The 5,355-nt window shown below is 70.9% G+C and carries 5 protein-coding genes; all 5 read right to left on the bottom strand.

Annotation, left to right across the window (positions count from 1 at the left end):
• A partial coding sequence (locus VFM98_RS15170; RefSeq protein ID WP_325110747.1) for a vWA domain-containing protein occupies nucleotides 1-1,186 on the bottom strand: 1,186 nt, incomplete at its 3' end.
• Nucleotides 1,180-2,073, bottom strand: a complete 894-nt coding sequence (locus VFM98_RS15175) for a MoxR family ATPase (RefSeq protein ID WP_325110748.1) — start codon at nucleotides 2,071-2,073, stop codon at nucleotides 1,180-1,182. The genes VFM98_RS15175 and VFM98_RS15170, both read right to left, overlap by 7 nt.
• 8 nt (nucleotides 2,074-2,081) lie before the next feature.
• Nucleotides 2,082-2,711, bottom strand: a complete 630-nt coding sequence (locus VFM98_RS15180) for an SRPBCC family protein (RefSeq protein WP_325110749.1) — start codon at nucleotides 2,709-2,711, stop codon at nucleotides 2,082-2,084.
• A gap of 42 nt (nucleotides 2,712-2,753) precedes the next feature.
• Nucleotides 2,754-5,159 carry an aerobic carbon-monoxide dehydrogenase large subunit gene (locus tag VFM98_RS15185; RefSeq protein ID WP_325110750.1) on the bottom strand — a complete coding sequence of 802 codons (2,406 nt, stop codon included), beginning with the start codon at nucleotides 5,157-5,159 and terminating at the stop codon, nucleotides 2,754-2,756.
• Between the two features lie 11 nt (nucleotides 5,160-5,170).
• On the bottom strand, nucleotides 5,171-5,355 hold a 185-nt coding region (locus tag VFM98_RS15190; protein ID WP_325110751.1), incomplete at its 5' end, for a 2Fe-2S iron-sulfur cluster-binding protein.

The following is a 5,355-nucleotide window of genomic DNA, read 5'->3' on the forward strand; positions in this document are numbered from 1 at the left end:
CCTCCAGCAGTTCGGGCAGGACGGCGCGGATGCTGGCCAGGTCGGCGCCGGGCGCGAGCAGGTCCAGGTGCGGCAGGGCCGCCCGCATCCCCTGGCTCACCGGCGCGAATTCGGGCCGGCTGCACAGGGGGTTGAGCCAGACGATGCGGCGGGCCCGCCGGCGCAGACGGGCCAGCGTGCCGGAAAGAAGCGCCGGCTCGCCGGTGTCGTAGCCGTCGCTCATCACCACCAGCGCCGTGCGCGAATGCACCAGCCGCGAGGCATGTTCGGCCTCGAACTGCGCCAGGCTCTCGCCGATGCGCGTGCCGCCGCCCCAGCCCTGCGCCAGCAGGTGCAGGCGCTCCTGCGCGCGCCACGGGTCCGGGTCGCGCAGGGCCTCGGACACCGCCGTGACGCGGGTGTGGAAGATGAAGGTGTGGACGTCGGCCAGCTCACCGCTCAGCGCCCGGGCGAGGCGCAGGTAGAAGAAGCTGTAGGCCGCCATCGAGCGGCTCACATCGAGCAGCAGCACCAGCCGCGGCCGCACCCGGCGCGGGACCTGCCAGGCCAGGCGGATCGGCGTGCCGCCGCTTTCCACGCTGCGGCGGATCGTCGCCTGCAGCGCGAGCCGCCTGCGCTGGTGGGCGCGGGCCTGGCGGCGCAGGCGCAGGTGCTTCAGGCGGCGCGCCAGCTGCCGCATCAGCGCCTCGATGTCCAGCGCGTGCTCGCGGGCCAGGTCGCGGAAGTCGGTGCAGGCCAGGGACTCGGCGCGGCTGGCGGCGTCGCGCGGCTTCAGCGGATCGCCCACCTCGCGACCCTGCTCCCCGGCGCCGGCGCGGCTCGCGCCCTGCTGCACCCCGCTTTCGACCAGCCGCTGCTGCGGCGCGGCCCAGCGGTTCGCCGGCAGGAACCAGGCGTCGAACAGGGCGTCGAAGCGGCGCCATTCCTCGCAGCGGCCGCACAGCAGCGCCTTGAGGCTCCAGCGCAGCACCTGGGCGTCGAGGACGCCGACGGCGCGGGCGGTGCGCAGGACCTGCACGGCGTCGGCGGCGCCGACCGCGAAGCCATTGGCGCGCAGGAAGGCGGGAAAGCCGGCCAGGCGGTCGGAGGCGCGGGAGGCGAGCCCGGGAAAGGCCGGCGCCCCCGCCTGCGCGGCCCCGTCATTCCCGCGCAGGCGGGAATCCAGGTCGGAGGGGGCCTTCAACATGCCGCCGCCAGCCGAGCGACCGCTTCGCGGGGGAAGGCGGCGCGGTCGTCGCGGGTCTTGATCAGGGCGCCGAGCGTCTCCAGGATGCGCTCGGCGCCATCGCGTTCGATCACCGAGATGCCCAGGCGCAACAGCGCCGCCGTCCAGTCCAGCGTCTCGGCGATGCCGGGTTTCTTCTGCAGCTCCATGCGGCGCACGCCCTGCACGAAGGCGACGATCTGGCGCGCCAGCCCGGGCGCGGCCTGCGGCGCCTTCAGGCGCACGATGGCCAGTTCCTTCTCGGGGTCCGGATAGTCGATGTACTGGTAGAGGCAGCGCCGGCGCAGCGCATCCGAGAGCTCGCGGGTGCCGTTGGACGTGATCACCACGACCGGCCGGGTGGTCGCCCGCACCGTGCCGAGTTCGGGGATCGAGAGCTGGAAGTCCGACAGCAGCTCCAGCAGGTAGGCCTCGAAGGCCTCGTCGGCGCGGTCCACCTCGTCGATCAGCAGCACCGGCGGCTCGCTGCAGGTGATCGCTTCCAGCAGCGGGCGCTTGAGCAGGTAGCGCTCGGAGAAGATGTCCTGCTCCTTCTGCGCCACGCTGCGGCCGTCCTGCTCCAGCAGCTTGATGGCGAGCAGCTGGCGCTGGTAGTTCCATTCATAGAGGGCCGCGTGCGTATCGAGACCTTCGTAGCACTGCAGGCGGATCAGGCGGGCGGCGCGCACGGCCGCCAGGGCCTTGGCGATCTCGGTCTTGCCGACGCCGGCGTCGCCTTCGAGCAGCAGGGGCCGCTGCAGGTCCAGCATCAGCAGCAGGGCCGCGGCGAGCGCGGGCTCGGCCACGTAGCCGGCCTGCGCCAGGCTGGCCTGCAAGGCGCCGACTTCGTCCATGCGCCCCTCGGACATGGCGCCCCTTACGCCCGGCGCGCCGGGAACAGCTGGTGCAGCCAGTTGCGCAACACCGCCCACAGGAGCGCGAGGCCATTGAGCTCCTGCCTGGCGGGAGGCGGCGTGGGCGCAGTGGCCGCAGGCACCGGCTCGGCCGCCGCTTCGGCCGGCCTGGCCGCGGACGGCTCCGGCGGCGGCACGATCCCGCGCAGCTTCTCGGCGAAATTGGCCGCGAACTGCTGCAGCACCTGGTCCGCCACGGCGGACATCATCCGGCCGCCGAAGGTGGCGGCCTTGCCGCTCACCGACACTTCGGCGGCGCCGACCAGGCGGCAGGCCGTGGTGCCGGCCTCCTCGATGTGCGCACGCAGGTCCATGGCAGCGCCCGAGGTGCCGGTGGCGTCGGTGCCGCGGCCGATCAGGAAGAGGCTGCGCCCCTCCTCGTCCACGTCCTTCACCTGCACCTCGCCGCGGAACACGAGGCTGGCCGGGCCGAGCTTCACCGTGACCGTCCCCTTCACGTGGCGGGCGTCCACCTTTTCGGTGATGCGCGCGCCCGGCATGCAGGCGGCCACCGCCTCCAGGTCCTGCAACAGCAACCAGGCGGCGGCGGCGGGCGCACCCAGCGCGAACGATTTATCCAACTGCACCTTCATCCCTTGACTCCCGAGAGGCCTTGCGTGTGTGACATGCTTTGATCAGTGGCGGTCGATGCCGAGCGCATGGCATTGCTGCCAGACGCGGTACGCCGTGTGCGGCATGTCCATGTGCGTGACGCCGAGGTGCGCGAAGGCATCGATCACGGCGTTGCTGATGCATGGAATGCCGCCGACGTGCGGCGACTCGGCCACGCCCTTGGCGCCCAGCGGGTGGTGCGGCGAAGGCGTGACGGTGTGGTCGGTCTCCCAGCGCGGCGTCTCGACGGCCGTGGGCAGGAAGTAGTCCATCAGGCTGTTGCCCAGGTGGTTGCCGTTCTCGTCGAAGGGGACCTGCTGGCCCATGGCGACCGCGAAGGCCTCGGTGAGGCCGCCGTGGATCTGGCCCTCGATGATCATCGGGTTGATCCGCGTGCCGCAGTCGTCCAGGGCGTAGAAGCGCCGCACCTTCACTTCACCCGTGTGCTTGTCGATGTCGACCACGCAGACGTAGGCGCCGAAGGGGTACGTGAGGTTGGGCGGGTCGTAGTAGGCGACGGCGTTGAGGCCCTGCTCCATCCCGTCCGGGATGTTGCCGGTGTGCGAGGCCATGCAGATCTCCTTCATGGTCTTGCTGGCCTCGGGGTTGCCCTTGACGCGGAAGCGGTCCACTTCCCATTCGAGGTCGCCCTCGCCCACTTCGAGCAGGTGGGCGGCGATCTGGCGGGCCTTCTCCTTGATCTTGCGCGCCGCCTTGGCGGTGGCGGCGCCCGACACCGGCGTGGAGCGCGAGCCCCAGGTGCCTGCGCCATAGGGCGCCTTGTCGGTGTCGCCCTCTTCCACCACGATGTCGCTGGCCGGCAGGCCCAGCTCGGTGGCGATGATCTGGGCGTAGGTGGTCGCGTGGCCCTGGCCCTGGCTCATGGTGCCCAGGCGGGCGATCACGCCGCCGGTGGGGTGCACGCGGATCTCGCAGGAATCGAACAGGCCGATCCCCAGGATGTCGCAGGCCTTGGTCGGCCCGGCGCCCACGATCTCGGTGAAGGTGGAGATGCCGATCCCCATCAGCTCGCCCTTGGCCCGCTTTTCGGCCTGCTCGCGCCGCAGCCCTTCGTAGTCGACCGCCTTCAGCACCTTCTCCAATGCCGGCGCGTAGTCGCCGCTGTCCATGGTCCAGCCCAGCGACGTGGTGTACGGGAACTGCTCCTTCGTCACGAAGTTGCGGCGGCGGATCTCCGCCTTGTCGATGCCCAGCTTCTGCGCCAGCACGTCCACCATGCGCTCGATCAGGTACACGGCCTCCGTCACCCGCAGCGAGCAGCGGTAGGCCACGCCGCCCGGCGCCTTGTTGGTGTAGACGGCGTCGACGCGGCAATACGCGTTGGGGATCGCGTAGGAGCCGGTGCAGATCGAGAACAGGCCGGCCGGGAACTTGGAGGCCGACACGTGCGAGTTGAAGGCGCCGTGGTCGGCCAGCGCCGTGAAGCGCAGGCCCTTGATGCGGCCGTCGGCATCGGCCGCCAGCTCGCCCACGCAGTGGTAGTCGCGCGCGAAGCCGGTGGTGGAGATGTTGTCAATCCGCGATTCGATCCACTTGACCGGCACGCCCGTGACGATGGAGGCGACGATCGCCACCACGTAGCCCGGATACACCGGCACCTTGTTGCCGAAGCCGCCGCCGATGTCGCCGCCGACCACGCGGATCTTGCTTTCGGCGATGCCCGAGAGCATGGCGAGCACGGTGCGCACCAGGTGCGGCGCCTGCGTCGTCATGTAGACGGTCAGATAGCCGGTGGCCTTGTTGAAGGAGGCGACGCAGCCGCAGGTCTCCAGCGGGCAGGGATGGACGCGCGGGTTCAGGATCTCCTCGCGCACGGTGACCGGTGCATTGGCGAAGGCGGCGTCGGCCGCGGCCTGGTCGCCCGCCTCCCAGGTGAAGATGTGGTTCGGGTGGGTGCGCGGGCCGTGGCCCACGTCCTTCTTCTCGGCGATGTCCTCGCGGATGATGGGCGCGTCGGCGTCCATCGCCTTCTTCGGATCGACGATGGCGGGCAGCTCCTCGTAGTCCACCTCCACCAGCGCCGCGCCGTCGGCCGCGGCGTAGCGGTCCGTGGCCAGCACCATCGCCACTTCCTGCAGCTGGAAGCAGACCTTCTGGTCCGCCAGCACCGCCTGCACGTCGCCGCCCAGGGTGGGCATCCAGTGCAGGTTGACCGGCTTCAGGTCGTCGGCCGTCAGCACCGCCACCACGCCCGGCGACGCCAGGGCCTTGCTCTTGTCGATGCCGCGGATGCGCGCGTGCGCGTAGGGGCTGCGCACCATGGCGCCGAACAGCATGCCCGGCAGCTTGACGTCGTCGACGTAGCTGCCCTGGCCGCGGATGAAGCGCGCGTCCTCCTTGCGCAGCAGGGAGGTGCCCATGCCCTGCAACGCGTCCTCGCGCTGCTGGAGTTCCGACATGTCGCCCATGATGCTCTCCTTCAGGCGGGTTGCGCGGCGAGCTTCTGCGCGGCGGCCTGGACCGCCTTCACGATGTTCTGGTAGCCCGTGCAGCGGCAGAGATTGCCGGACAAGGCGGTGCGGATCTGATCCTGCGTCGGCGAAGGGCATTCGCGCAGGAATGCGGCCATGCTGATCAGGATGCCCGGCGTGCAGAAACCGCACT

The sequence above is a fragment of the Ramlibacter sp. genome (assembly GCF_035706265.1).
GTDB lineage: Bacteria > Pseudomonadota > Gammaproteobacteria > Burkholderiales > Burkholderiaceae_C > Ramlibacter.